The organism is Enterobacter sp. Li2LvB3, assembly GCF_056156645.1.
In genome coordinates this window covers 221,481-246,541 of sequence record NZ_JBSICG010000002.1, presented here as the reverse complement: position 1 = coordinate 246,541, position 25,061 = coordinate 221,481, and the positions used below count along the sequence as shown (strand labels likewise).

At 55.0% G+C, this 25,061-nt stretch carries 22 protein-coding genes; 1 reads left to right on the top strand and 21 read right to left on the bottom strand.

Annotated features, from left to right (window positions below):
* Positions 1 to 105 precede the first annotated feature (105 nt).
* The 7 genes from ACS603_RS02705 to nifL form a co-directional block, all read right to left on the bottom strand.
* Positions 106 to 624 carry a helix-turn-helix transcriptional regulator gene (locus ACS603_RS02705; RefSeq protein WP_182061401.1) on the bottom strand — a complete coding sequence of 173 codons (519 nt, stop codon included), beginning with the start codon at positions 622 to 624 and terminating at the stop codon, positions 106 to 108.
* A gap of 458 nt (positions 625 to 1,082) precedes the next feature.
* Entirely contained in the window at positions 1,083 to 4,265 is a 3,183-nt protein-coding gene (locus ACS603_RS02700; RefSeq protein WP_474943709.1) for a response regulator, read from the bottom strand.
* A 2-nt stretch (positions 4,266 to 4,267) separates the two neighbouring features.
* Positions 4,268 to 4,897 carry an acid-sensing system DNA-binding response regulator EvgA gene (evgA, locus tag ACS603_RS02695; protein ID WP_182061399.1) on the bottom strand — a complete coding sequence of 210 codons (630 nt, stop codon included), beginning with the start codon at positions 4,895 to 4,897 and terminating at the stop codon, positions 4,268 to 4,270.
* A 582-nt stretch (positions 4,898 to 5,479) separates the two neighbouring features.
* Positions 5,480 to 5,989 carry a nitrogen fixation protein NifQ gene (locus ACS603_RS02690; protein WP_182061398.1) on the bottom strand — a complete coding sequence of 170 codons (510 nt, stop codon included), beginning with the start codon at positions 5,987 to 5,989 and terminating at the stop codon, positions 5,480 to 5,482.
* Complete coding sequence (gene nifB / locus ACS603_RS02685; RefSeq protein WP_474943708.1) at positions 5,989 to 7,395, bottom strand: nitrogenase cofactor biosynthesis protein NifB; 1,407 nt, start codon at positions 7,393 to 7,395, stop codon at positions 5,989 to 5,991. Before nifB ends, ACS603_RS02690 begins: the two co-directional genes overlap by 1 nt.
* A gap of 166 nt (positions 7,396 to 7,561) precedes the next feature.
* The gene (gene nifA / locus ACS603_RS02680; RefSeq protein ID WP_182061396.1) at positions 7,562 to 9,136 is read right to left on the bottom strand and encodes a nif-specific transcriptional activator NifA; all 1,575 of its coding nucleotides are present in this window, start codon (positions 9,134 to 9,136) and stop codon (positions 7,562 to 7,564) included.
* On the bottom strand, positions 9,133 to 10,620 hold the full coding sequence (nifL, locus tag ACS603_RS02675) for a nitrogen fixation negative regulator NifL (protein WP_474943707.1): 1,488 nt from the start codon (positions 10,618 to 10,620) through the stop codon (positions 9,133 to 9,135). The genes nifA and nifL overlap by 4 nt, the downstream gene beginning before the upstream one ends.
* Positions 10,621 to 10,977: 357 nt before the next feature.
* On the opposite strand from nifL, the gene ACS603_RS02670 reads away from it, so the two are divergent.
* A complete protein-coding gene (locus ACS603_RS02670) occupies positions 10,978 to 11,508 on the top strand; it encodes a flavodoxin (protein WP_182061394.1) in 531 nt (176 codons plus the stop codon).
* Between the two features lie 87 nt (positions 11,509 to 11,595).
* On the opposite strand, the gene nifM is transcribed toward ACS603_RS02670, so the two are convergent.
* The 14 genes from nifM to nifH all read right to left on the bottom strand — a co-directional run bounded on the left by nifM (position 11,596) and on the right by nifH (position 24,787).
* Positions 11,596 to 12,390: a nitrogen fixation protein NifM gene (gene nifM / locus ACS603_RS02665; protein ID WP_474943706.1), complete on the bottom strand. Its 795-nt coding sequence runs from the start codon at positions 12,388 to 12,390 to the stop codon at positions 11,596 to 11,598.
* Positions 12,387 to 12,830, bottom strand: a complete 444-nt coding sequence (locus ACS603_RS02660; protein WP_315685964.1) for a nitrogen fixation protein NifZ — start codon at positions 12,828 to 12,830, stop codon at positions 12,387 to 12,389. The genes nifM and ACS603_RS02660 overlap by 4 nt, the downstream gene beginning before the upstream one ends.
* Complete coding sequence (locus tag ACS603_RS02655) at positions 12,827 to 13,084, bottom strand: nitrogenase-stabilizing/protective protein NifW (protein WP_074779443.1); 258 nt, start codon at positions 13,082 to 13,084, stop codon at positions 12,827 to 12,829. The genes ACS603_RS02660 and ACS603_RS02655 overlap by 4 nt, the downstream gene beginning before the upstream one ends.
* Positions 13,085 to 13,086: 2 nt before the next feature.
* A complete protein-coding gene (nifV, locus tag ACS603_RS02650; RefSeq protein WP_315685960.1) occupies positions 13,087 to 14,226 on the bottom strand; it encodes a homocitrate synthase in 1,140 nt (379 codons plus the stop codon).
* 10 nt (positions 14,227 to 14,236) lie between these two features.
* Positions 14,237 to 15,439, bottom strand: coding sequence for a cysteine desulfurase NifS (gene nifS / locus ACS603_RS02645; protein WP_315685958.1), 1,203 nt, complete (start codon positions 15,437 to 15,439; stop codon positions 14,237 to 14,239).
* A 15-nt stretch (positions 15,440 to 15,454) separates the two neighbouring features.
* Positions 15,455 to 16,294 carry a Fe-S cluster assembly protein NifU gene (gene nifU / locus ACS603_RS02640; protein ID WP_474943705.1) on the bottom strand — a complete coding sequence of 280 codons (840 nt, stop codon included), beginning with the start codon at positions 16,292 to 16,294 and terminating at the stop codon, positions 15,455 to 15,457.
* A 207-nt stretch (positions 16,295 to 16,501) separates the two neighbouring features.
* A complete protein-coding gene (locus tag ACS603_RS02635) occupies positions 16,502 to 16,966 on the bottom strand; it encodes a NifB/NifX family molybdenum-iron cluster-binding protein (protein ID WP_474943703.1) in 465 nt (154 codons plus the stop codon).
* Entirely contained in the window at positions 16,953 to 18,338 is a 1,386-nt protein-coding gene (gene nifN / locus ACS603_RS02630) for a nitrogenase iron-molybdenum cofactor biosynthesis protein NifN (protein WP_182061387.1), read from the bottom strand. The genes ACS603_RS02635 and nifN overlap by 14 nt, the downstream gene beginning before the upstream one ends.
* 10 nt (positions 18,339 to 18,348) lie before the next feature.
* Positions 18,349 to 19,722 (bottom strand): nitrogenase iron-molybdenum cofactor biosynthesis protein NifE, encoded by a 1,374-nt coding sequence (nifE, locus tag ACS603_RS02625; RefSeq protein WP_182061386.1) that lies wholly within the window; start codon positions 19,720 to 19,722, stop codon positions 18,349 to 18,351.
* A gap of 156 nt (positions 19,723 to 19,878) precedes the next feature.
* Entirely contained in the window at positions 19,879 to 20,541 is a 663-nt protein-coding gene (locus ACS603_RS02620; RefSeq protein ID WP_182061385.1) for a NifB/NifX family molybdenum-iron cluster-binding protein, read from the bottom strand.
* Between the two features lie 11 nt (positions 20,542 to 20,552).
* Positions 20,553 to 20,771, bottom strand: coding sequence for a putative nitrogen fixation protein NifT (gene nifT, locus ACS603_RS02615; protein ID WP_182061384.1), 219 nt, complete (start codon positions 20,769 to 20,771; stop codon positions 20,553 to 20,555).
* Between the two features lie 40 nt (positions 20,772 to 20,811).
* Entirely contained in the window at positions 20,812 to 22,374 is a 1,563-nt protein-coding gene (nifK, locus tag ACS603_RS02610) for a nitrogenase molybdenum-iron protein subunit beta (protein WP_315685951.1), read from the bottom strand.
* 55 nt (positions 22,375 to 22,429) lie between these two features.
* Positions 22,430 to 23,878 (bottom strand): nitrogenase molybdenum-iron protein alpha chain, encoded by a 1,449-nt coding sequence (gene nifD / locus ACS603_RS02605; protein ID WP_182061382.1) that lies wholly within the window; start codon positions 23,876 to 23,878, stop codon positions 22,430 to 22,432.
* 27 nt (positions 23,879 to 23,905) lie between these two features.
* Entirely contained in the window at positions 23,906 to 24,787 is an 882-nt protein-coding gene (gene nifH, locus ACS603_RS02600; RefSeq protein ID WP_182061381.1) for a nitrogenase iron protein, read from the bottom strand.
* Positions 24,788 to 25,061 lie beyond the last annotated feature (274 nt).

Sequence of the window (25,061 nt, the reverse complement as noted above, 5' to 3'; positions counted from 1 at the left end):
ATAAATCCCATATAGTTAATTAAATTTTAAGAAAACAAATGTGAAACTCTAAAAAAGCCATGTGAATGTTACATTCATAAAACCATTTCTAATAAAGCATATTAATCACTCATATTCATAAGAGCTCTGTTTATAGAGCTCACTGCGCGCAATGTTCTGATACAGCGCAACACGATTACCTTGCTGTAGTTTAAAAATCAGACTGCGACGATGTGCATAAAACGTTTTTATTGTCATGCCTAATTGCTGGCTAATCTCTTTGACATCCAGCCCTTTTTGCATACAAGAGAGCACCTCTTCCTCACGCTGAGAAAGTGAATATTTCACTCTGTAATTATATTGTGAGTTCTTTACCAGCAAACAGGAGAGAATTTCATTCAGTCGACACTTCTTGTCAATAAAGACAAAGTCAGGCATATGCTTTAAGGCATAGTAGTCAAGATCGTTGCTGATAAAAAGAATAACTTTTTTCCCTGGTATTATGTTTTTGCGCACCTCGGATATGCATATCGTTTCAATGTCTATAATACAATAATTTTCATCAATCAACTCCGGCGTTAACAACTCACTCATGCCGATGATAAAAAAATAATCATCAGAAAAAATGGAACCTGACAAATCCATAAAATTACCTTCCAGGCATAATCCTCTTTATTATTTAGCGTCAGTAATCCCTCTCATGTTTCAGTGTGAAATTTACAGAAATTATATGTTTATAACAGCACAAAAGTAATGGATTTCAGACCAGAGGTTAAAAACGATCGTTTCTACTATCTTTTCAGAATTAAAAGAACATTAATCCATAAAAAGCCGGTGAAAACGAATTAAAGCACCAGTTAAAAATAAAAATATGGAATTTAAAGCTACCATGAAACATAGGTGCAACTTAATGATCTATGGTTGTTTGATAGCCAAAACTTGTAATAACCATCAATTTAGATTTTTCTTAGGCAATATTCTATTGTCACTTAACAAAAGATACTGCACCGGAACAGGGCTAATTTTACCTGGTTAACAGTAGATCAACATCAGCGAGGGCTTATTATTCTGTCATCAAGTGCCTACATATGTAGGAAAAGGGGTTATTGTTGAAATTGTTCAATGGATTGGTCCAGCTTATTGAGCGAGCTTTCGATGCGGTTCAAAAAGTCGAGCAGTTCCGCCGCAGAAACAGCGTCAGGCAATCGTTCTTCTAGCATATGGGCAACAGTGATGAGTTCATTAATCCCCAGCAATTGGGCTGTACCGTTAAGGCGATGAATATGATATTTCACTGATGGATAATCTTCGTCACGTGCGGCTGCTCTGGCTGCTTCTAAATCGTGTCGATTTTCACGCTGCGCATCATGCAGTGCCGCGAGCATAAGCCCCCGATTGCCTTGCGCCAGCACCGCCAGACGCTTCTCATCGAACACAGCTCCATTCGTCTGGCCTACTCCGGCTAGCAGGCTAGAGATCTGCGCGAGAGTAATTGGCTTAAATAGACAATCGTTCATTCCCGCCGCAAGGCAGCGCTCACGCTCATGCTGCTGCGCTGTAGCGGTCAGACCCCAGATGGGAAGGTCGCTCTCAAATCTTCTCACCTCACGGGTAAGCGCAATACCGTCCATCACGGGCATGTTAAGGTCGGTAATCAATAAATCGTAACGGTCCTGATGAAGATAGTGTAATGCCTCTTCGCCGTTTTCCGCTTCATCCACAGTAATTCCCAGTGAGTCGAGCTGACGTTTCAACAGTAGACGACTGGAAGGGTGATCGTCGGCAATTAATACTCGCAACGCTTTGCCAATAAACGGAGGCGGTGAGGGGTCGGTTTCAAGGACTTCAGCGAGTGCATCATATGAAATTTGCACTGGCAGGCTCAGCGTCACGCTGGTTCCCTGATTAAGTTCACTTTGCAGATCTATCGTGCCCCCCATCTGCTTCATCAATGCTTTTGCAATAGCCAATCCTAGCCCTGATCCGCGATGAAATTCCCCCATTTTCCCCTGACTGAAGGGCATAAAAAGCGACTTTTGTTCTTCGCCGCTGATGCCGGGTCCCGTGTCGTTTACAGATATTACCAGTATCTGATTCAGCTTCTTCGCCGAGATCTGAACGTGTCCATGACGGGTAAATTTCACCGCATTGCCGATAAGATTAATCAGTACCTGTCCCAACATCTGTGGATCTAGCTGCATAGCTTCTTTTGGATCCAGATGCGAGTTATAGCGCAGTCCTATCCCTTTCTGCCCGGCAAGCGCGGTAAAAAGTAGTACTTTTTCTTTGATCATCGCATCAACATGCACCCACTTCGGCATCACTTCCTGCAAACCGGACTCAATCTTCTCCAGATCGAGGATCTCACCAATTAGTTTCAAGAGTGAGCGCGAAGCTATTACGGCATGATCGACCGAGGTTTTATCTTCAGGGCTGAGGTTTGTCGTTGAGTTTTGCAGCAGTTCCAGAAATCCCACAATGGCACTTACTGGGGTGCGGATCTCGTGGCTCATATGAGAGAGGAAGTTTCGTTTCTCTTCATTCGCTTTCTGCGCCTTGTTCTTTTCTATCACCAATAAACGCTGCGACTCTTTTCTTCTACGTGCCTGCCGTACCAGGTAGAGCACCCAGAGTAAGGTGCTGACCACCAGCAGCGTAGCGAGGGTCGCTACCAGGTAGAAGGGCCGGTTATACAACTCCCAGGTATCTATTTGGACGTCCGGCAGACGTACCCATTTACCGACAATCTGTAAAACTTCCTTCTGGGGGATATCGTCAAGAGCCTTATCAAGGATCTGCCTTAATTCAGGCTCTGAGCGGGGAACAGCAAAACTGATTGCCGCTGGTTGCACTTCCGGTAACGGGAGCCATGCCAGCCTATCGGGATAATAATGTTCGCTGAGGTAGCGGGCCGTCAGCTGATTAGAGATCGCCGCGTCCACTTTCCCCGTTGCAACAAGATTTAATGCCACGCTGGAGTTTTCTACTTCTTGCCAATGGATATCCGGATGACGGGCTTTCATTTGCATCAGTAGCGGATGATCCGCGCTTATCGCCACGCGAGCCCCTGCCTTTAACCCTATCGCCTGAGCGTCCTCTTTTCTGACAACGGTGACAAACTGGGTAGTAATAAAAGGATGAGTGAAGGTGAGGGCGTTTTGGAGGCTCAAATCATAGGCGGCTGCCTGTACAATATGCCAGTTGCCCTTTTTCATCTCCGAAAGCATATCTTCACGCGAGTTGACGACAACTGTTTCGTATTGCAGGCCGGTTTGCAGACTAATCAGATTAAGAATATCCCCTACAATCCCCCGTACTTCCTGATTATTGTCGGCCATGGTGTAAGGCGCAAACCACGGATTAATAATTACCCGCAGCGTTTTATGTTTTTTTAGCCACTGTTTTTCACGAGGCGTCAGATTGAGCGGTTTGAGCAAAAAAGAGAGATTGCCTTTGTCGATCATCGACTGCGCAATTTGTCCATGCTGATTTTCATCTATTGCATTGACGGTGCTATTAATGATGTTCAGCAAGCGGTCTTGTGCCGGTAAGAATAAAAAGTGGCTCATTTTCTGCGGCGAAGGCCAGTATTTAACCGTACTCAATGCCTGGCTGAACTCCTGGGAAAGCCAGGTGCTTGTGGTCAGCGAATCCCCCATAAACCATCTATTCTGCCCGGTAATAACGGAGTTCAGCGCCTCCTGATAACTGGCGTAATTGGCTATTTCGGCATTCGGAAACGCCTCATGGATGAAATCAGCGCCAGGATAGCCCTCAACAACAGCAATGCGACTAGTTCGCGGACTTTGCAAGGGACTCATAACGTTAGAGAGCGAGGTCACCAGCACGGGCCAGGAATGCACCAGAGGCTCCGAGAGCTGAATACCCTCCTCAGCAAACGGAAACGTATCAAGACCGGTCAACACCGTGTCAATCTCACCCGCACGCAGTGCGCGGATCGCATCAGCGCGATTTTTATAGCTCAACACGGCGATGCGGATATTTAGCGAGTAATGAATTAGCATCAGATAGTCAGCATTCATCCCCCTGTAGCGCCCGCTGAGCGTGGTTTGCACCAACGGAGCCTGTTCCGGTTGATAAACCCCGACGCGTAGCACTCTTTTCTGCAACAACCAGCGTTTGTCATCCTCGCTCAAGTAAACCGGTACCGGCGTAATGTAACTATATCCCGACAGCTCCAGCTCAATGGAGGGGGTATTCTGAGCATAAGCAGTACATCCGCTGAAAACCCAGAGGAGTAGGAGTATTACAAGCCGTAGATCCATGTTCAGGTCAGCTTATTCTGATGGGCAAAAGAGAGGAGTTCGACTAACGATTTGCAGCCTAATTTTTCCATTAATCTTGTTTTATAGGTGCTTACCGTTTTACTGCTAATATACATCGCTTCGCCGATCTGTGTATTATCAAGGCCGCTCAGCATATAGTTCATTACTTTCATCTCCTGTGCGGAGAGAGATTCAAGACGCTGGTTATCCGTGAGTGTCGCAGACGGTTCTTCCAGGAAAAAAGGAAAGTAGCTATAACCATTTTGCGCCGCATTAATCGCTGCAAGAATATTTTCCATATCCTGTTTTTTACTAATAAAAGCATTCGCGCCAGCTTGCGCACAGCGTTTACTGTAATATCGATCGTTTTTTGCAGATACTACGATTAACACACCGGTAAAACGCTGCGCCCTGAGTTTCTCCACGAGCTCAACGCCATTTATGCCGGGGATTTCGACATCTACAACGATGATATCCACCGCTGTTTTCGTCAACTCCTTTAGGGCCACATCCCCACGCTCAAACTCTTTGATAATGATAATGTGTTGTTTTTCCAACACGCCACGTATGGCCATGCGCGCCAGGGGATGGTCATCCACAATAACGGCGGTAGGAAACAAAGGCTCATTCATAGGCTACCTGAACGCTGTAAATCGTCGAAGACAACATACACAGGATGATATCCTAACGATACGGCTTACTGATTTATAAATTAATTTTTTTTGTACCAGCTCACGTTGTACCGGTCAATTAAAACGCATTTTCGTTTGAGCATTTTCCCAGTAATGATTAACTAACTCCTCTGTTTGTACCTGGCCATTATACTCGTATGCCAGTATTCTGACCTTCTCGCCATTGATTAGTACACCCCGGTGTTAGAAATGTCTCCATAAGTCACATGAGGACATCCCCATGAAGAAGCGATTTTCCGCCGAACAGGTCACAACTTCTCTTTTGGTTTGGCAATGCGATATTAATTCTCAGTGAGCATAACCATTTCTTGTTTAACTATTACGCTGTTTTTACTCATCCATGTACTCATTTTTGACAGCGTTGTTCCGGGATGAGTTGAGACCCCATGAAATGGATAAAAACAACGTAACTGCTTGGTTTTTATGGGTTTATATATTCTCATGAGACGGCGAATTAAATTCAGACCTCGATAGATGTCCACTCATATCTCTTTGCAACCTGGGTTTCGTGAAACATATATTTCAGGAATCTGAAAAACAGATTTCGCGTTCGCAGCAGGCGTCGCAACTTGGGGAGCGGCAAATAAGCTCCCCAGCAGAATGCAGGCAGCGCTGACGATAAAAAAACTTTTTCCAGCGCATATTTTCACTGTTCATTTCTACCAGCAGAGGAAAACAGTCACTCATTAACTCGCGCAACTCCTGACGCGAACTTAACCCCAGATCCTGCCACAGGTGGTTAAACGCCAGCGAAGCACTGGCGATAATGTTGTGCATCGGTGCCGCGCCTGACACCATATAGCCCGCCAGCCACTGCGCCAGTTGTTGCTGTTCGTCGCTACGGGTGGCATTCAGCTCGCTCATCAGTTTTTGGCGCAGCAAACAATCGGCGGGCATCGGCTGCGTGGGGGGATCGAACTGCGCCTGCAGGGCATGCCATTCGGTCACCTGCAAGCCCATCATCAGCGGATAACAGCCTTCTCCGTGCGCATAGAGCCACAGCAAACGCCGCAGCCAGTCGTGAACAGGCATTATGCCACCCCCATTGACGCGGGATCGGACTGCACCTTTTTCCGCCACTGCTGCCACCAGCTGGTCAGCGCCTCGTTAACCGGCTCCCAGGCGTGATCGACGCAGGGTTGAATGCCGCGCGCTTCCAGTTTCTGCCACGGCCCGTAGCCGATACGGGCGCAAAATACGGCTTTCACATCGGCCAGCAGATCCAGAACCGCGTCCATCCGCGCGTCGCTGTCCTGCGGTTCGCAGTTGTCGCTTCCCTGACAAAATTTCGGCGTAAAGCGTTCGTTGACCAGCACCGCACCCGCCGCCGACAGGCTGTATATGCTAAAGCGATCGGCATGACCAAAGTGGCAATCAATCGCATCGCCACGCGTGGAGGCGACCGCCACCAGACAGGCGTCCGGTTCTTCCGATTCGCCGCGCGTGGCAATGCTGGCATGCAACTGCGCCCGGTGGTAAAGCGTTGGCAACCACGGCTGCGGTAACTCTTCAACCGGCGTCAGGGAAAACTGCTGGCTGCGATCTTCGCCGAGCATACCGATCGCGTCAGCGCGGCACTGCTGGCAGTGCGTCATCTGCGGCATCACCTCGCCGCAACGCTCACGCACCTGGGCTACCATCTGCGCATCAGGCTCCGGCTGTCCGTTCAGACCGAACACCGTACCGTGCTCCGGGCGGGCGATCAGCGGCATAATATTGTGAATAAAGGCGCCGCTGGCACGCAGTTCGCGGCTGACATCGATCAGAACGCCATCGTTGATGCCGGGGATCAATACCGAGTTGATCTTCACCAACACGCCTTTGGCTGTCAGGCGACGCACGCCTTCAAGCTGGCGGGCAATCAGGATCTCACCGGCTTCACGTCCGCTGTAACGTTCACCGTCGAGCCACAGCCAGGCGTAGATTTGCGCCGCGATATCGGCATCCAGCGTATTGATCGTCACCGTGACATGGTCAACGCCAACATTCACCAGTCTCTCTACCGCATCCGGTAGCATCAGCCCGTTGGTGGAGAGGCAAAGTTTCAGGTCGGGGAGCTGTTCGCGCACCATTTCCAGGGTGGTGAATGTGCGTTGAATATTGGCCAGCGGGTCGCCAGGCCCGGCGATGCCCACCACCGACAATTGCGGGATCGCCGCAGCCACATGGCGCACTTTGGCTACCGCCTGTTCCGGCGTCAGCAGCGACGACGAGACGCCGGGGCGCGATTCATTACTGCAATCAAATTTGCGGTTGCAATAGTTGCATTGCAGGTTACAGGCAGGCGCGACCGGCAGATGCATACGGGCATAACGATGATGGCCGTTTTGCGAGTAGCAGGGGTGCGACGCCACCTTACCGGCAACGACATCAGATAAAGGTTCACGCTGCCCGGTGTGACAGCGTGAACCGCCAGCGGCGGATGTGCAGGAAGTCATGGGCGTACCTTGGTTGTGTGGTCATAACCTCCTGTTGCAAAACCTGTACCGCTTGCCATCATTGTAACTTACTGAAAATTAATGTTTTAAATTCAGCGTGTCATCGTCTGTTTGTCGAGTTTGTGGCGTTTGGCCGACAATGTGCTGAATGTCACAAAATACAGCGCTACATTCGCGGCATGGTGATGTCCATCGTCTGAATACGGTAAGCCACCTGGCGCGGGGTCATTCCCAGCAGGCGTGCTGCTTTTGCCTGTACCCAACCGGCTTTCTCCAGCGCGGCGATCAATCTTTGTCGCTCGTCGAGATTCTGATCAAGCCAGCTCTCTTCGCGCGGTGCGCTGGGTTGCGGCGGTTTTGGCAGAGTTTCACGGTGATGAAACAAAATCACGTCGCGATCGATCAGCCCGCTTTCCGACATCACCGCCGAACGCTCAAGGCAGTTTTCCAGTTCACGCACGTTTCCGGGCCAGCTATAGCTCATCAGCAAACGGATCGCGCCATCGCTGATGCGCAGTGTGCGGTTCTGGTTTTGCGCGATTTTGCGCACCAGAAAGTGCGCCAGCTCGGCAATGTCCTCCTGGCGCTCGCGGAGCGGGGGCAGGGAGATGGGCATCACATTGAGGCGGTAGTAGAGATCTTCGCGAAAATTCCCCTGCCGCACTTCCTCTTCCAGATTGCGGTTGGTGGCGGCAATGATCCGTACATTCACCCGCAGCGTTTCGTCACCGCCGACGCGTTCCATTTCGCCTTCCTGCAAAATACGCAGCAATTTCGCCTGAAACGAGGCGCTACTTTCGCCGATCTCATCAAGAAATAACGTTCCTCCATCCGCCAGTTCGAAGCGGCCTTTGCGCTGGCGTACCGCGCCGGTAAACGCACCTTTTTCATGGCCGAAGAGTTCACTCTCCAGCAGCGTGTCGGGTAGCGCCGCGCAGTTGAATTTGACGAACGGTGCAGCAGCGCGCGGTGAATTGTGGTGGATAGCATTGGCTATCAGCTCTTTACCGGTCCCGCTTTCGCCACGCACCAGCACGGTGGTGTCCCAGCGCGATACCTGGCGAATAATTTCCAGCGTCTGGCGCATGGCCGCGCTTTTACCGACCATGTTTTCAAAACCAAACGATCGCGACGGTGCGCACCCACGCTGACTGGCGATCTGCGCGGCGGCCGCTCGGGGTGAGGGCGCGACGCTGGGCGGCGTCATCAGGCGGACGGTTTGCACCACCAGATTGGCGACAGTTTCCAGAAAACGAGTGCAGGCTGGCAGCCGCTCCTCGTAGCGGGCCATCGGCTGAGCTGCCAGCACGCCGATAGGCTGCGAGTTTGGTCCTATCAGCGGCACGGCGATAAACGGCAGGCTGTAATCATACAATCCAAGGCGATCGAGAAAACGCTGGTCGTCGGAAACGCAGGGCAGCACCAGAGATTGCCCCTGCGACAGCACCGTGCCTACCAACCCTTCACCCGGGCGGTAACGAATCTGCGAACTGCCTGGAATGAGCTGCTGATCGGCCTCCTGCAGGGCTTCAATGTTAAGGATCGCTTGTTGGCTGTCGTACAGACAGATCATCCCGTGCTGCATAAAGGCATTGTTGTGCAGCACGCACAGCACTTCCTGTAGCGTCTGCCCGACCTCCGTCGCCCGGCTTAGCACCTCGCTGATACGCTGCATGGCGGTAAACTGCTGGGAGAGGTCAAAGCGCCAGACGGTTGTACCCGACTCCGTTCGCTGAGTCATAGTGAGCCTCCGGTCAGAGAGTGAAATAACGGGAAACGCAGGGTCAGGCAGGTGCCTCCCTGAGGGCGGGAGGTCAATTCAATTGCGCCGCGATGGTGGGCGACCAGCGTCTGGATCAGCCGCAGCTCCATGCCTTTACCGGGGGCATTGAGCGCATCGGGGGAATGGGTGTAGCGCACCTGAGTCAGCGGTACATTGTCGTTTAAATAGAACGACAGCCAGCCGCTCTCTTCGCGGGCGTAAAGCTGAGTCTGTACCGTGAAATCACGTAGCTCAGCGGCAATATCCAGCGTTCTGTCGAGCCACAGGCTCAGGCAGGCAAGCAGTTGTGTTCGCTGACCAAAGCCCACCAGATAGGGCGATTCCAGCTCAATTTGCAGGTTTTCGCCCTGGTTATATCGGAGGTGATACAGAGCGAGCAGATCGTCAAGGAACGGCTGGAGCGGCCAGACTGCCGGGCATTCCAGCTCCAGCGACGGACGGCACCGTTGCAGCCGCGCCATCGCTTCTTCGCCTTCACGCCAGGCGGCATCCAGCGCCAGATTGCTGTGATCGTCGCCATTTAAACGACGGGCGGCGGCCAGCATATTAATTGGGCAATTGAGTTGCACCAGCGCGGCGTCCAGCGATTCGCGGATCGCCGCCAGCAATTTACCGCTGGTTATCTGCTGCTTCAGACGGTCGAGACGCCCCTGTTCCTGTTGTTGCTGCTGCTGGGTATTGTCGGTGATCACCACCAGCGTGCGCGGCACGGCGTTATCAATAAAGTAGCGGCCCGCTTCCTCACTGACGCCCGGCAGCGCCCAGCAGGTGATGGACAACCAGCGTACTGTGCCGCGCAGCGCTACCGGCAGCACCAGGCCCTGCGCCAGCTCCGCTTTATGGGCGGAAAAATTGAGTTCGGTCAGCAGCTCTTTACCGCCGCAATCGGCGCAAAAAGTTTTATAGGCGAGGTTATCCATCACTACCTGATCGCGTTCATCCACCACTACAACCGCCGCCGGAATATTATTCAAAACGGCTTCAGTCAGCGTCATATGATTACGCAGCCGTTGTTCCAGCGCGTAGCTGGTACTGATGTCGCGCTGCATGGCCAGGTAATGTTCGAGTTTGCCGAGCGTATTAAACAGTGGGGTGATGTCGATCTCCACCAGAAACAGGCTGCCGTCGCGGCGACGATTGATCAGTTGCCCGCGCCACGGACGGTGTTGCAGCAGGGTGTGCCACATATCCTGGTAGATTTCACGCGGCGTCTGTTTACTGGCGAGCAGGCGCGGGTTTTGCTGCAACAACTCTTCCAGCTCATACCCCGACTGGCGGCAAAACGCCGGGTTGGCATACAGAATGTGGGCATCGGCATCAGTCAGGGAAATCGCAACGGGAGCCTGTTCAACCATGGTGAAAAACAACCCGGGATGCTGTTGTGAGAGCGCTCCGGCGATCTCGGCGGGCGCTGCGGCGTCCATCATCATATTCAGGGTCATCACAAACTCCTGTGGTCAAAATGGGAATGTCGCAGTTATGACAATTTGTGCCACCTGTCGACTTTCGTCCGAACATAAACGGACAATCATTAACCATGCAAAGGGTGCGCCTTTGGTCCTTGTTACTCGCTGTAAGATTGATCCAGATCCCTGTTTGCCGCCGATTTTTACCCTTTTGCCCTCTGGCTGTGCGTGGCAACGCCCAATAGTGTGGATAAAAAAGCGCCGCTCTGGTGCATAACGGGCCAATACAGTGCAGCGATTGCCCGGCAAAAAAGCTGGCACAGCCTTCGCAATATCTTCGGTGATAGCTGCCTGTTCAGGGCGGATTCACACTTTTTCTCACAGGAGCATGCGATGGCTAACATTGGAATTTTTTTCGGTACCGACACGGGCAAAACCCGCAAGATTGCCAAAATGATCCACCAAAAACTGGGTGCAGCGGCCGATGTGCCGGTGAATATCAACCGTACCGATCTCGACACGTTTCTTTCTTACCCGGTACTGCTGTTAGGGACGCCGACGCTCGGCGACGGGCAACTGCCAGGGCTGGATGCGGGTTGTGAGGACGCGTCATGGAGAGAGTTTGTCGCTCAGCTTGAGATCAACAGCCTGAGCGGTAAAACCGTGGCGCTCTTCGGTCTTGGCGACCAGGTGGGTTACCCGGATAACTTTGTCAGCGGCCTGCGCCCGCTGTATGACGCGCTGAAAAACAGCGGCGCGCAGATTGTCGGCCACTGGCCGAATGAAGGCTATGAATTCAATGCCTCATCGGCGCTGGAAGCGGATAAATTTGTCGGATTAGTGATCGATCAGGACAATCAGTATGACCTGACCGACGAGCGCCTGGATGCCTGGCTGGAAACGCTTAAACCGATATTGTTGTAAGTGATGTTGCCGGGTAACACGCGTTACCCGGCAACATAACCGGTTCGACAGGAAGGCCTGTTACCGGTATTTGTTCTGAAGGTGAAATTAATCCGCCATCACGCTGCGGGTTAACGCTGCCAGCCACGTGCGCTGGTACTGCTGCTGGTTCTGACGAACCAAATAGCTTCGTGCTTTTTCCAGTGCTTCCTCTTGCGGCATTGGCGCGGCGTCACGGATCGCTTCGCACCATAACAGATGCCAGCCGAGGCCGGTTTTGATAGGGGGGCTAAGGCCATTTTCCGCCAGCGCAAACAGCGCGGCGTCGAGTTCGGGATAGAGCAACCCCTGGCTTATCCAGCCCAAACGTCCGCCTTCAAACGCGCTGGGGCAGTGGGAGTAGCGCTGCGCCAGCCGGGCAAAGTATTGACGCGAGATGCTAATATCCTGATGAAAATGGCGGATCTGGCGCTGCACTGCGCCATCGTCGTTATCGACCGTCAGCAACAGGTGAGATGTCAGCCGCTGCGGCGGGCGCATAAACTGCGCCTGATGTTGCTGATACCAGGCCAGCACCTGTAAATCGTCCGGCAGAGGGGCGCGCCCGGCAATCTCGGCGAACTGCCACTCCATGCGGGCATGATGCCGGACCACTGTCTGCCGCTCGTCAGCAGAAAAATGCCCACCATCCAGCCAGCTTGCCAGCGAGGTTGCGACACTCTCCAACACGCTATCCGGCAGGGAGGTGCCAGCGGCAACCTCCACCACAGCCTTTTCCAGCTGGCACTGGCGGGCGAAGGCATCGTCAAACGCGGTTTGTTGATCGGCAGGAATGTGTTCCGGTTCGCACTGCCAGCGTGTTATCGCCAGCCGCCGTCGGGCGAAGCGTTGCCACGGCGTCATGCGTCATCCTCCAGCAGGGTAATGGCGCCAGCGGGGACCAGGAACCAGCGCCCGAAAAACGTGACGGTGTAACTCTCCCCATCTTCGCCCTGGTCTGTTCCTTCAATACGGCCGTGCTCTCCGGCGGCGATCACCACTTCGCCATTTACCGACAGCGCGTGGCGGCAGGCAACACGATCGCCATACTGAAACTGCCCGGCGTGCCACGGCACGGAAAGCGGCAGTAGCTCCTGCTCGCGGCAGCCAACCACCAAATCATCATCGAGAAAATGCACCTGATAGATAATCTGATCCATCAAAAATGTGCCCCATTCGCGGACAAAACCGGTACTGCCGCGACGAACCAGCAGGTCGCCGCGCGCAAAGCCGCGCATGGTGCCGTCATTGCGAATGGCGCGGGTAACGCGCACTTCTTCGCCAAAATCGAATTTTTGTCTCATGAGGTATGCTCCGGAAGGTAGTGCTGATAGCTTTCCGTCAGCAACCGGCGCGCCAGTAGCCACGGGGCGCGGGGCGCCTCTTCAAGCAAATTGCGCAGCGGTACGTTTTGCCGCAGCCGCTGGTGAAACTCCCGCAGCACCGGCAGACAGCAGTGGCGCAGCACCAGCGGGTCATATGGCACGCTAAAGAATTCAAAAAAAGACTCGGCGGTATCGAGCTCATCCACGCCGGGAATTTGATAAAACCACTCCATCGTCAGCCCCTCGCAAAGTGTGCGGATTCCCCGCACAGCGCATCGTAAATTGCCACCAGTTCATCCTCTTTCGGCGTGCGTTTCCAGCGCTCGGCAAAGCGGCGGATCTCCGGCAGCAGCAGATCGATTTGTAGGGTATCGAGGTGATACCCCATGCGGGCGAAGACGCCATCCACCGCCTGGCGACCGGAGTGTTTACCCAGCACCAGCCGATACTCGCGCCCCATCAGTGCCGGATCAATCGCCTGATAGCTTTCGCGATCGCGCAGTAGCGCGGCGACATGAACGCCGGATTCATGGGTGAAAACCTGTGAACCTACCAGCGGTTGCTGCGGGTCAATTGCCCGCTGTGTCGCGTCGGCCACGGTCTGGCACAGGGACGGCAGGCGCGTAAAATCAACACCACAATCCTGTTGCAGGCAGCGGCTCAGGCTCAGAGCAACGGTTTCCAGCGCGGCATTACCTGCGCGTTCGCCCAGCCCGAGCACGGTCGTGTTGACGCTGGTGGCTCCGGCGCGCACCGCCGCCAGCGTATTGGCGGTCGCCAGCCCCAGATCGTTGTGCGCATGCATTTCGATTTCGCCCGGCCAGTATTCACCAAGCGCCTGAATGCGGGTGGTGGTGGTAAAGGGATCGAGCAGGCCGAGAGTGTCGGCGAAACGCAGTCGTTTCGCGCCCGCTTCGCGGGCGATATCGGCAATCTGGTTCAGCGTCTGATCGCTGGCGCGTGAGGCATCCTCGCAGCCGACACAGACCTGCATTCCCAGCGTCCGCGCTTGTGCAATCAGCGTACCCAGTTTATCGAGCAACTGCGGCAGCGGTTCGCGAAGTTTGTACTGACGCAGCTTATCCGAAGCGGGCAGGGAGATATCCACCCAGTCCATACCGAGATCTGCGCTCTGGCGGATCTCGTCGTGGTTCATCCGACACCAGGACATCAGCGTTGCGGCGGGCACATGCCGGCGCACCTGCAAAATGCGCTGGCGCTCCTCGTCGCCCATCGCTGGCGTGCCAACTTCGAGCGCGGTAATGCCCGCAGTAAACAGCGCCTCGGCGATGGCGATTTTCTCGCTGGCGAGAAACGCGACGCCCGGACTCTGTTCGCCGTCACGCAGGGTGGTGTCGTTGATAAGCACATTCATACTCGCCGCCTTAGCCGTATAACGGCGCAAATGCTGATTCAGCCGCCCCGGGTTTTCCCTCCTGCCAGTAGGGCGAGAGCATCCGCAGGCGGGCAATAATCGTTGGCAGGGTGTCGATCACGTAGTCGATCTCCTTCTCACGCGTGTAGCGCGAGAGCGAGAAACGAATACTGCCGTGCGCGGCGGTGTAAGGAATGTTCATCGCCCGCATGACATGCGAAGGCTCCAGCGAACCGGAGGTACAGGCGCTGCCGCTCGATGCCGCAATTCCCACCTGGTTGAGCAGTAATAAAATGGCTTCCCCTTCGATAAACTCAAACGCCAGATTGGTGGTGCCTGGAACGCGCGGCTGGTTGCCGCCCATTACCATCACGGAAGGGACCTGCGCAATAAGCCCTTCCTGCAGTCGATCGCGCAGTTGTGCCAGCGAGGATGCACCTGGCAGATGGATCTGCGCAAGTTCGCAGGCTGCACCCATGCCGACAATCCCGGCAATGTTTTCCGTCCCTGCCCGGCGTCCGCGCTCCTGATGGCCGCCGCGTAGCAGCGGACGAAAACGCGTTCCGCGCCGCAGATAGAGGCAGCCGACACCCTTCGGCCCGTGCAGTTTGTGCGCCGAGCAGGAGAGCATATCGATCTGCGTGCGGCCAATATCCAGCGGAATTTTGCCGACCGCCTGTACCGCATCGCAGTGGAACAGCGCGCCGTATTCATGGGCCATGGCCGCCATTTCAATCACCGGAAACAGCACGCCGGTTTCGTTGTTTGCCCACATCACGCTCACCACCGCCACTCGTGTGCTGAGCGCCTGGCGGTACTGCTCCATATCCAGCGCACCGTCGCTATTCACACCAATGCGGTGGATAAGGTAACCCTGACGCTCCAGATGTTCACAAACGGCGAGCGTGGCCGGGTGCTCCACTGCAGTGGTGATAATTTCCCGGCGCTCCGGCATCAGTTCAACACAGGCGTGCAGCGCGGTTGACGTGGCTTCGGTTGCGCAGGAGGTGAAAATAATCTCGCTGGTATGATCGGCCCCAAGCAGGGCGGCAACCTGTTGGTGCGCGCGCTCAAGGGCCTCACGGGAAGGCGTGCCGAAATCATGAATCGAAGAAGGGTTGCCATAATGCTCGGTCAGAAAGGGCATCATCGCTTCCAGCACCATTGGATCGATTCGCGTGGTGGCGTTGTTATCCAGATAAACCTGTTTCATGCTCTTTCCCCTCTGTTAATACACTGCGGCTTCACCAGCCACGACTTCCATATAACAGCCGGTGCGTTCCATCAGTTTTTGCTGTAACCAGGCGAGCGTCATGTCGGTCATCATGCAGCCGCTACAACTGCCGGAGAGGCTGACCGTGACTTTATGATTTGCCACGCTGAGCAGCGTCATATCGCCGCCATCGGCCTGAATATGCGGGCGCAGTTCAGTGATGGCATCAACCACTTCCTGCCAGTGCGGATCTTTGGTTGTCGTAACCGGCGCGGCGACCTGTGGGTGCTGCGCGAGAATATCCGCCAGCGCCAGTTCGATTTTTTCATGACACGAAGTACAGCCGCCGCCTGCTTTGGTGTAGTTGATCACCTCTTCCAGCGTGGTCAGCCCGTTACTCAGCACCGCGCGGCGAATCTGTCCTTCATCCACGCCAAAGCACTTACAAATCAGCGCGCCTTCTTCGTGGTCTTCTTCCAGCGTTTCGCCGCGGTAGTTGGCGATGGCAGCGCGTAGCGCTTCCTGGCCCATGACCGAACAGTGCATTTTTTGCGGCGGTAAACCGTCAAGATAATCGGCAATTTGTTGGTTGGTGACCTGTTCGGCCTGCGCCAGTGTGCGGCCGATAATCAGTTCCGTTAAGGCGGAAGAAGAGGCAATTGCGCTGCCGCAGCCAAAGGTCTGAAACCCGGCCTCAAGAATGGTTTCATCTTGCGGATCCACTCGCAGCATCAGCCGTAACGCATCGCCACAGCTTAACGATCCCACATCACCCACGGCGTTGGCGTTTTCCACCACCCGGGCGTTACGGGGATTAAAAAAATGATCTTTCACTTTCTCGGAGTAATTCCACATGCTTTTGGCTCCCAGGATGTATGACGGAACGCGCCGGAGCGCATTACACCGCGTCAATCAACAGCGGGTAATATCGTAGAAGCAAAAGCAGTACCAGAAGATGAAATCGTTATATTTCAATAAGATGATTTTGGAGCCTGACATAAAACTGCGAACTATGTCGCAGTTTTATGTTGGCTTTGTCACAGAGCTGACACAGAAAAGGCATCAGCGCTCATCCTCTTCCTGCCACTCATCTTCCAGCAGTAGCCCGGCAAAGCGATCGGTATTGCGGCTGCGCGCACTTCTTCGCTGCTCTTTGTCGTACCAGTAGTGTTGGATTTCCTGCAACAGCCCGACAATCGTTGTATCTGCCGGAACGCGCACCGCGCGCACGCCGACCTGTAAAAGCTGGCGAAAAACCGTCTCGCCGATCGCCACGCAGTAGAGCGTCACACAATCCTCCAGCGCGCTAATCCGGCTGGTCAGTTTCTCCTGCTGATGGCCGGGCAGTACCGAGAAATCCACCACCCGCAGCAGGGTGACGTCATCCTCTTTGACGCCGTACACCACCAGCCGCGGCGTGGAGCCGAAATGCTGATCGACATGGTGGTAATCGGAACTGGCAAAGGCCACTCTCATCGACCATTCACTGTCGCAAATGGTGCTGAATTGTCGGCTAACATGTTGCATAGTCACCTCCCGAAGATGCAGGTTCGTAAAAACGCTGGCGCAGCGGCGAGTGATAAGCGGCAAGATGATGGTGGCGATCGCGCAGTGCATTCGCCAGCTCAAACAAGGTGTCGCGCATCCCGGCGTAACCCTGGCGCACGCGGCGAAATTCGCCCAGACGGTCGAACAGGGGGAAACCGGCGCGCACCAGCGGAATGTTGAACTGCCTGGCCAAATCCGCAGCGTGAGAATTGGACACCAGCAGTGATGCAGGCGTTTTGCACAACAGATCCTGCATATCCTCCAGATCGCCGATGATGACGTTTTCGACCGGCAGATCCTGCAACCCTTTCTGGCTCACTGGCGCCACCACCGGGCCGGGAACCATGCCCATATCACGGGCGAAATCGCACCAGGCGGCGAGCAGATCGCCCTCGGCGGCCAGCGCGACAGGCGCGCCCTGTAACCACATATGGCAATCGATCATCGCATCCTGCAATTGCCCGCGCTGGCGCTCGATCCACGCCGGAACATCACGCCCGGAGAGGCGCTTCAGTTGATGAATAAACGTATCGCACTGGCTCATGGTCATCAGGTGCGGCAGCGTGATGACCTCTGCATGGCTGCGCTGCGTCAGCAACTGCGCGGCGCGGGAGAGGGAAACGCCAATGGCGAACGTGCCGAGGCTCTGTCCCATCTGTTCAATCAGCCGCAGGCTGCTGCCGCCCTGGGTAATAGGCGAGAAATCCCCGCTGGCGAGATGGCCGTCCAGCGACTGGGAGAGATCCGGCACAATCACCGGTTGCAGGCCAAATGCCTCGACATAACTGCGCAGCAGCTCGACGTCGCCCGGCGTCAGCAAGTGGCTGAGCAGCAGGTTCACGCGGCGATTGCGCACGCCCGGCTGCGGTTTTTCCGGCACCCACTGTTCAACCATGCTCTCCAGTACCGCGCTGTAGCCGTTTTCCAGGCTGCCATAAAAATCCGGTGTGTTAACGGTCAGCAGCGCCACCCCTTTATGGCGCGGGAATTCATCGCGGAACTGGCGCACCACACGTGAAATATCGCTGCCCTGCGCCTCAGAAAGGCCGGTGCTCAGCAGAACAATCGCTTTCGGGTTGTTACGTGAGCACAGCACATTCAGTGCGGTAAAGATGTTCCCATCGGCGCCCATAATGGTGGATGTCGGGTCCATTGCCGTCGATTGCAGCGGGATCGGATCGTGAAAATGCTGAATAAAAAAGACCTTTGCGAAGGCGCTGCACCCCTGAGCACCATGAACCAGCGGAATGCTCTGTTCAAAGCCCATGCTCGCCAGAATCGCGCCCAGCGGCTGGCCGCTTTTTACCGGACTGACGGCCAGCGGCTTTTTACTACGGATAATTTCTGCCATTGTGTGATCCTTATTGCCACGGTGCGCGGGAATGGGTTTGTGGCCAGACCGGGCTTTCCATGGTCAGGCAGAGTTGTTCAGCCAGCGTGACAATGCCGCGGTAGCCGGCAAAGGCGTGCTCGCGCTCCTGATTGATATCGAGGAACGGCAGCCGCGCTTTGTAGGCGGTATACATATTGCGTCCCCCGGCGATCATTATGTCCGCCTGGTAGCGGTAAACCACGTCCAGAAGCGAGCGGGCGTTGCCTTCATCAAGCATCAGCGCATCGGCGCCCATCAGTTCGCGGATGCGCTGTTTATCCTCTTCGGTGGATTTGCGTGTGCCGGTCGCCACCACTTCCATGCCCAGATCCTGAAGAGCCGAGACCACCGACCAGGATTTCACGCCGCCGGTATAGAGCAGCGCTTTGCGCCCGCGCAGGCGCTCGCGCAGCGGGGCCAGAGCCTGCTCTGTTCGTTGTTCTTCGCGGGCAATGAGTTGTTCAGTGCGCTGCATCAGATCGCGGTCTGCCGTCAGTGCCGCCAGTTGACGCAGAGCGTCGGAAGTGGCGCGAACACCATAAAAACTGCCTTCAAACCACGGCGTGCCGTAGCGCTGCTCCAGCGAGCGGGCGACATTGATCAGCGCCCTGGAGCAGACCAGCATATTGACCTGTGCCCGGTGCAGCGTCTGGATCTCACTGAAACGGCCGTCGCCGGAAAGGCTACCGAGCACGCGAATACCCAGCTCATCGAGCAGCGGCTGAATGTGCCAGAACTCCCCGGCAATATTGAATTCGCCAATCAGCCCGATATCGTGGCGGTGCGCCGGGGCAAAAGGGGTATCTTCGGGCCACGGTGCGGGTTCACGCCCGCCAATTACCTTTTTCACCATCACTTCACCGGCCAGCCGGTTGCCGAGATTTTTGCTGCCGTAAAAGCCGGCGACATCAACGGCAATCACCGGTACGCCGGTAGCGGTTTCTGCCGCCTGACAGACGGCTTCGATATCGTCGCCCTCCATTGCGGGTACGCAGGTGTTATAGATAAAGACGGCGGCCGGGTGGTAGCGGTTGACGATGTGGCGCACGGCATGGAACAGGCGGCGCTCGCCACGCCCCATGATCACATCCTGTTCGCTCAGATCGGTGGTAAAACCCAGCCGGTTGATCGTCGGGCCGGAGCTGAAGCTGCCACGGTTATCCCATGAACTACCGGTACAACCAATGGGGCCGTGCACCAGGTGGGCAACATCGGAGAGTGGCAGCAGGGTGATCTGCGCGCCGTCAAAGGCGCAGCCACCCGCCGTCGCGCCGGGTTTCGGCGCGCTGCAGCCGGATTTCTGTTTGTGGTTGTGCTCGCAGGCAGGTTCATCGAGCAAAGCCAGGATCTCGTTCCCCTTCATCTTCACCTCATCATATGGTTGGGTTGTTGCAGAAGGTGCAATTCGCGAGCCAGTAATGAGTGATTGATTTTTAAGAGAAAAAAAGTGTCGTTTTTGCAACAAAGCAGACAATTGGCGCAATGTTCACGCAAAAAAAATCCCCCGAAGGGGATTGATTCAGAACACCCGTTCTTCCAGCGGGTTGGCGCGCTCAAGGCGTTTTGCCAGCCACGGCGGCAGTTGCCCATTGAGTAGCGTTTTGATGGCGTCGCACTGCGAGGTAATGGTCTGCCCGGGGGTGACTTTCATCGGATGGATATTGTGGCGGATCAGGCGGGCAGCGGCGGGGCCGCCAATCGCTTCGCAAAACAGCAGATGGCAATCGCCGAGCAATTGCGCGCGGCTCTCGTTGGGCTCTTTGTCCTGCGGGCTGGCGGCGTAACGACGTAAGTCATACAGCCAGCCGCCCTGGTCATCAAAGGCATAAATAAAAAACAGCCGCCCCTGGCCGAAATGACCGTTGATTGCCAGACCATCCTGCGAGCAGAAGGCGACAATCAACTGCGGGCGACGCGCCGCGTAGTCGATAACGCGCAAGTGGGCAGGCAGATCGCCTTTCAGGCACGCGTTTACCCGTGCCCAGCGCCCGGCGGACATTAATGCTTCCTCATGAGGAAAACGCTGCTCCAGATGGTGTTGATCCAGCGAGGCCAACAGTTCCGGCGTCAGCGGTTCATCGCAGTCACCGGTCAGCCACGCCATGATTTGCGCGGGTTGCAGTTCCGGCAGCGCCTGGAACAGCGCCAGCATCCGCCAGAAAAGGGTATCGTTTTCGGACATGGCTCGTCTCCTTACACCAGGGCGTCGCGGGTGGCGCGCAGGCTAATGGGAAATGAGGGCCGTCCCGGTTGCACATTGACGTAATAGCGGCGACCGCCCTCAAGAGAAATCGTACCGCCCCAGCGTTCCGGGGTGTCGTGCTCAACGACCAGGATTTTCGCTTCCAGATCCTGTTTAGCGATATAGCAGTAGAGATCCGCGCCGCGCTGGCGAATAATAACGACCGGCATAGTGCCTCCCTGAGCCCCGCACAAGGCGGGGCTGTGATGGTTAACGGATAAGATCGAAGCTGTAGTCGGTTTTGCCGAGCTTGATGGTCTCTCTGTCGACTTTCTCCAGCACCGCATTAACCAGCGTGGTGAGGATATTCATGGCCCCTTCGTAACCCCAGGTGGTCTGGCGGTGCAGATGGTGGCGATCGAACAGCGGGAACCCGAGGCGGATCAGCGGCACTTCAAACTGCTCACCCTTCGCCAGCGTATCGCGCTGGATAAACTTGGCGTAGGAGTTGCCGATCATAAAGTCCGGCTGACGGGTAAACATCAGCGAGCGGAAATGCCACAGATCACAGTTGATAAAGACTTCGCTCTCTTTACCGTACGGCGAGGCTTCAAGCATTTTCTTCATCGCTTTCTGCCAGCGTTTGTTGCCGTTATGGCACAGAATCACCGTCGGTTCGCAGCCCAGTTCCAGCAGGAAGCGGGTCAGCCCCATGACAAAATCCGGATCGCCGAACAGGCCGAATTTCTTGCCGTGCAGCCAGGTGTGGGAGTCGAGTATCATGTCCACCAGCCGGCCGCGTTCCAGCGCTAAGCTATCCGGAATGGCTTTGCCGGTTAACTGGCTTACTGCCATCAGCAGTTCGTCGGTTCCGGCCAGCCCCATCGGGATTTGCACCTCGGTGGCGGGCTGGTTCCAGCTTTCCTGCACCACTTTTTTAGTTTTCGCCAGCTGCCAGGGTTGCAGTAGCAGGGTGTCGATAGCGTCAGGCGCTTCGCGTATCTCCTGCTGGGTCGTACCGCCTGCATACATCTGGTAATGCCCGTCAGCCGGGGTATCCAGTACTTCGGAGGGATCGGAAAGCAGACTGCACGGCACTTCCATTTGCTCCATCATGCGTTTCAGCACGCGGAAATTGCCGAGATAGGTTTCAAATCCGCTAACCAGATTAATACGCGGTAGCTTGCCCGGCTGCCCGCTGTAATCGGCGGTAAAGGTACGGGCGAAGCCCTCAAACATATTGTCCCAGCCGGTGATATGGCTGCCGATAAAGCTCGGCGTATGCGCGTAAGGCACCGGGATCGCCGCGTCGATAAAGCCGTCTTTTTTGGCGTTAGCAATAAACGCCTGCAGGTCGTCGCCGATGACCTCCGCCATACAGGTGGTGGAGACGGCAATGATTTCCGGCTTGTAGAGGGCGCTGGCGTTCTGCAACCCGGTGTTCAGGTTGTTGTTGCCGCCGAATACTGCCGCATCTTCCGTCATCGAGTCGGAAACACAGGCAATCGGCTCTTTAAAGTGACGGTTAAAATAGGTGCGGAAATAGGCCACACACCCCTGGGAGCCGTGAACATACGGCAGGGTATTGGCAAAGCCCAGCGCGCAAAGTACCGCGCCCAGAGGCTGGCAGGCTTTTGCCGGATCGATAGTCAGCGCTTCGCGTTGAAAGTTAAGCGCTTCATACTCTGCCGTGGTGGTCCATTGAAAGACCTCCTGCACGCGCGCCGGATCGTGGGCCTCTTCCAGTTGCCGTTTATCTTTAAACAGCATCTGGTACGCATCCTGTTCAAACAGCGGATGACAGTTTTGAATTTTCTCAGCACTTTGGCTCATGGTGTTCTCCTCCCGCGCCACAAATCGGTGAACAGACGGGATAGCAGGATTAAAATCAGGCGGATTTCAGCCACGGCGCAGTCAACTGGCCCCACGCGGGGTTGTTGAGCGTCATATCCATATCGCGGGCGAAGATGGCAAAGCCGTCATAACCGTGATAGGGGCCGGAGTAATCCCAGGAGTGCATCTGGCGAAACGGCACGCCCATTTTCTGGAAGATGTACTTCTCTTTAATACCGGAGCCGATCAGATCCGGCTTCAGCGCTTTGACAAAGGCTTCCAGTTCATAACTGCTGGCATCGTCGAACAGCAAGGTGCCTTCTTTCAGATCCGGCAGGGTACGGTCGTAGTCATCGTTATGGGCGAATTCATAACCCGCAGCGATAATTTCCATCCCCAGATCTTCATAAGCGCCAATCACATGGCGAGGACGTAAACCGCCCATATACAGCAGCACTTTGCGGCCTTCCAGACGCGGACGGTATTTGGCGATGATGGCGTCGTTCTGCGCCTGATATTTGGCGATCACCGCTTCAGCGTTGGCGCGAATGGTGTCATCAAACATGTCGGCGATTTTGCGCAACGACTCGGCGACTTTGGTCGGGCCGAAGAAGTTGTACTCCATCCACGGAATACCGTGTTTCTCCTCCATATGGCGGGAGATGTAGTTCATCGAGCGGTAGCAGTGCACAAGGTTGAGTTTGACGAACGGCGTGTTCTCCATCTCAACCAGCGTGCCGTCGCCGGACCACTGCGCCACCACGCGCAGGCCCATCTCTTCGAGCAAAATGCGCGAAGCCCAGGCATCACCGCCGATGTTGTAATCACCGATGATCGCCACGTCATAAGGACCGGCTTCAAACGGCTTGCCTTCACGGTTATCCAGTACCCAGTCGCGGATCACGTCATTGGCAATGTGGTGACCGAGTGACTGGGAAACGCCGCGAAAGCCTTCGCAGCGCACCGGAATAACCGGTTTATTGATGGCTTTGCGGCTGGCGTTGGCAACGGCTTCAATGTCATCGCCAATCAGGCCGACCGGGCATTCAGACTGAATGGAGATCCCTTTGGTCAGCGGGAACAGCGTCTCCATCTCTTCAATCAGTTTGGCCAGCTTTTTATCGCCGCCAAACACGATATCGCGCTCCTGAAAATCGGAGGTGAAGTTGAGCGTACCGAAGCTATCAACACCGCTGACGCCGGTGTAGTAGTTACGCCGCCCGGCGCGGGAGTACTGACCGCAGCCGATCGGGCCGTGGGAGATATGGGCCATATCTTTGATCGGCCCGAATACCACCCCTTTAGAACCGGCGTAAGAGCAACCGCGCACGGTCATCACGCCGGGCTGCGACTTACGGTTGGAGATGATGCATTTCCCGACGCTTTCCAACTCCGGGTCGCTCACCATCATGTGCTTTCTGCGTTCTTTGCGCGTTTTTTCCGGAAAGATCTCCAGCACTTCCTGGATGATCTCCAGATTACGTTCGCCTGTTGCATTGCTCATAGTTGTCTTCCTGTTGGCGGGCGTGCATCAAACCGCGCTTTCTTCTGCGGCGGTTTTACCGATAATGCTGGTATCTTCCACATCCATAATGCCGAATTCCATCAACAGCTCTTCCAGTTCGTCCATGGTGATGGGCGTTGGTACCACCATTTTGGTGTTGTTGACGATCTTGTTCGCCAGCGAGCGGTATTCGTTGGCCTGGTTGCAGTTCGGATCGTACTCAATCACCGTCATACGGCGGATTTCTGCGCGCTGTACAATGTTGTCGCGTGGAACGAAGTGGATCATCTGGGTGCCGAGTTTTTCCGCCAGCGCCATGATCAGTTCATCTTCACGGTCTGTCTGACGGGAGTTACAGATCAGCCCGCCAAGGCGTACTTTGCCGGATTTGGCGTATTTCACGATGCCTTTAGAGATGTTGTTGGCGGCGTACATCGCCATCATTTCGCCGGAGCAGACGATGTAGATCTCCTGCGCTTTGTTTTCGCGAATTGGCATGGCGAACCCTCCGCACACCACGTCGCCCAGCACGTCGTAAAAGACGAAATCGAGGTCGGGAACATAGGCGCCTTCTTCTTCAAGGAAGTTGATGGCGGTAATTACCCCGCGACCGGCACAGCCTACGCCTGGTTCCGGGCCGCCGGATTCTGCGCAGCGCACGTCGCCGTAACCGATTTGCAGCACATCTTCCAGTTCCAGATCTTCCACGGAGCCGACTTCAGCCGCCATCTCCATAATGGTGTTCTGCGCTTTCGCATGCAGGATCAAACGGGTGGAGTCTGCTTTCGGGTCGCAGCCGACGATCATTACTTTCTTGCCCATCTCCGCCAGCGCGGCGACCAGGTTTTGCGTGGTGGTGGATTTACCGATACCACCTTTGCCGTAAATGGCGCATTGACGCATGGTCATGGTGTTTCTCCTGTTGGTTGTGTGAGTGGCGATTGCCTCACTCTGTTTTGCAGGGAACATACCAGCCGTGCCATTTCATTTAATTTATTGATTTTAAAGGTGTTGATTTTTTCGCTGTCGCAAAGGAAGGGACAAAGAGTAAACAATCGCCTTACCAATTGTTCGAAACAGAACAATTCCGCACATCGTTTCTGTACATCAGGGGATAACCCACGGCGTGCGACACTTTGTCGGCAGTTCAACAGGATGTCGCGTCTACTGTCTTGTTTCATGC

Bases quoted from the DNA above. Each gene is read 5' to 3' on its own strand.
- nifN (WP_182061387.1), bottom strand. From the start codon at position 18,338: ATGGCAGAAATTATCCGTAGTAAAAAGCCGCTGGCCGTCAGTCCGGTA.
- ACS603_RS02635 (WP_474943703.1), bottom strand. From the start codon at position 16,966: ATGCAACATGTTAGCCGACAATTCAGCACCATTTGCGACAGTGAATGG.
- nifB (WP_474943708.1), bottom strand. From the start codon at position 7,395: ATGACTTCCTGCACATCCGCCGCTGGCGGTTCACGCTGTCACACCGGG.
- nifL (WP_474943707.1), bottom strand. From the start codon at position 10,620: ATGACCCTGAATATGATGATGGACGCCGCAGCGCCCGCCGAGATCGCC.
- ACS603_RS02660 (WP_315685964.1), bottom strand. From the start codon at position 12,830: ATGAGACAAAAATTCGATTTTGGCGAAGAAGTGCGCGTTACCCGCGCC.
- ACS603_RS02700 (WP_474943709.1), bottom strand. From the start codon at position 4,265: ATGGATCTACGGCTTGTAATACTCCTACTCCTCTGGGTTTTCAGCGGA.
- nifT (WP_182061384.1), bottom strand. From the start codon at position 20,771: ATGCCGGTCGTTATTATTCGCCAGCGCGGCGCGGATCTCTACTGCTAT.
- ACS603_RS02620 (WP_182061385.1), bottom strand. From the start codon at position 20,541: ATGTCCGAAAACGATACCCTTTTCTGGCGGATGCTGGCGCTGTTCCAG.
- nifH (WP_182061381.1), bottom strand. From the start codon at position 24,787: ATGACCATGCGTCAATGCGCCATTTACGGCAAAGGTGGTATCGGTAAA.
- nifM (WP_474943706.1), bottom strand. From the start codon at position 12,390: ATGACGCCGTGGCAACGCTTCGCCCGACGGCGGCTGGCGATAACACGC.
- ACS603_RS02655 (WP_074779443.1), bottom strand. From the start codon at position 13,084: ATGGAGTGGTTTTATCAAATTCCCGGCGTGGATGAGCTCGATACCGCC.
- nifA (WP_182061396.1), bottom strand. From the start codon at position 9,136: ATGACTCAGCGAACGGAGTCGGGTACAACCGTCTGGCGCTTTGACCTC.
- nifK (WP_315685951.1), bottom strand. From the start codon at position 22,374: ATGAGCCAAAGTGCTGAGAAAATTCAAAACTGTCATCCGCTGTTTGAA.
- nifE (WP_182061386.1), bottom strand. From the start codon at position 19,722: ATGAAGGGGAACGAGATCCTGGCTTTGCTCGATGAACCTGCCTGCGAG.
- nifV (WP_315685960.1), bottom strand. From the start codon at position 14,226: ATGAATGTGCTTATCAACGACACCACCCTGCGTGACGGCGAACAGAGT.
- nifU (WP_474943705.1), bottom strand. From the start codon at position 16,294: ATGTGGAATTACTCCGAGAAAGTGAAAGATCATTTTTTTAATCCCCGT.
- ACS603_RS02705 (WP_182061401.1), bottom strand. From the start codon at position 624: ATGGATTTGTCAGGTTCCATTTTTTCTGATGATTATTTTTTTATCATC.
- ACS603_RS02690 (WP_182061398.1), bottom strand. From the start codon at position 5,989: ATGCCTGTTCACGACTGGCTGCGGCGTTTGCTGTGGCTCTATGCGCAC.
- ACS603_RS02670 (WP_182061394.1), top strand. From the start codon at position 10,978: ATGGCTAACATTGGAATTTTTTTCGGTACCGACACGGGCAAAACCCGC.
- nifS (WP_315685958.1), bottom strand. From the start codon at position 15,439: ATGAAACAGGTTTATCTGGATAACAACGCCACCACGCGAATCGATCCA.
- nifD (WP_182061382.1), bottom strand. From the start codon at position 23,878: ATGAGCAATGCAACAGGCGAACGTAATCTGGAGATCATCCAGGAAGTG.
- evgA (WP_182061399.1), bottom strand. From the start codon at position 4,897: ATGAATGAGCCTTTGTTTCCTACCGCCGTTATTGTGGATGACCATCCC.